This window comes from Lentzea jiangxiensis (assembly GCF_900104175.1).
GTDB lineage: Bacteria > Actinomycetota > Actinomycetes > Mycobacteriales > Pseudonocardiaceae > Lentzea > Lentzea jiangxiensis.
Genome location: NZ_FNIX01000060.1, coordinates 1 through 1,159 on the forward strand (window position 1 = coordinate 1; position 1,159 = coordinate 1,159).

A 1,159-nucleotide genomic window follows, 5' to 3' on the forward strand; every position below is an offset into this window, starting at 1 on the left:
AACGCCCGCGCCCAACCCAAGACCGGCTTCGCCACCGACTCACCCATCCGCACCTGGACCCATTACCCGGCCAAGATTGCGTGACGCAGCACTAGCTGCTGCACGATGCGCACCCCCTCGGCGTGTGGTGGGAGTGACGTCGTCGCGGTGCCCTCGTGCGTCCAGCGGATCGTGAGCAGCCGTCCGTCGTCCGAGGTGAACTGGCACTGCCACACGTTCGCCGGCAAGTCGATGGCGAGGCCCTGCCCGCATGACTGGGTGTTGGTGCGGGTCAGCCACCGTTGCAGCTCCTCCACCGCGAGCGCGGCCTTGGTCGGCGGGCTTCCGACTGCCTGCAGCGTGATCGGCAGGCCGCCACCGCCCCAGTTGTAGAAGTAGGTGCGTTCGAGGCTGAAATGGGAGCCGTGGATCGCCGCCAGGTAGAAGCGCACGGCGTAGTCGGCCGCGCGTTGCTCGTCCAGCCGTTCGTCGCGAACGTACTCGTAGGTGTGTCACGTCCGCACCGCTGGCTGCCGTCGACACGAGAACGAGCACCAGGACGAGCCCGGCGGACATCACGAAAAGGTGCGCGGACGTGGCGACCGCCGGGATTCCGGCGCCGGGCGCACGATTTCCGGAAGTGCCGCCTGGCCGGTCGCGACCCTCCACTGGGCCAGCAACTCGACCAGTTCCTCGTCGTCCGCCGAACACGCCGTCGCGATTCCGACCACGGTCCGGCAGTCCGGCGGAACAGTCGTTCCCGAGCAATACCTGTGCAGCGTCGAACTGCTGATGTGCGACTTCCTCCCCCACTCCGAACAACTACTCAGCCCGCTGCGCTGCTTGAGCGCCGCCAGATGGCACGCGAGCTCTTCCCTGCCACCCGCCACACCTATCACCCTCCCCGGCCTTCGGTGTAGCGGCGGTACGGCAGCCGTCCCACGCGCGGGTATATCACCTGGTCAAGGCATGTTGTGGCATGTCGGGACAGCGGCGTGTTGTCCGACAGTGCGCTCATTGACATCGTTGGTCTCGACCGCACTTGCGGACATTGCACGAAATTATTGACATCACACAAAATCACCCCCTAAAGGTTGTCCCGTAATGATCGGGAGTGTTGGCGGCCAGGGATGACAGCGGCGTTGCCCGCGGCCGGTGTTCGTTCGGGCGGTCATGGCCA

2 protein-coding genes are annotated in these 1,159 nt (G+C 65.9%); both read right to left on the minus strand.

Translation table 11 applies throughout. The features are described from left to right. Window positions 1–62: 62 nt before the first annotated feature. Window positions 63–431 (minus strand): hypothetical protein, encoded by a 369-nt coding sequence (locus BLQ91_RS39980; protein WP_090105801.1) that lies wholly within the window; start codon window positions 429–431, stop codon window positions 63–65. Between the two features lie 123 nt (window positions 432–554). Beyond that, a complete protein-coding gene (locus tag BLQ91_RS44000; RefSeq protein WP_425412587.1) occupies window positions 555–878 on the minus strand; it encodes a helix-turn-helix domain-containing protein in 324 nt (107 codons plus the stop codon). Window positions 879–1,159: the final 281 nt, after the last annotated feature.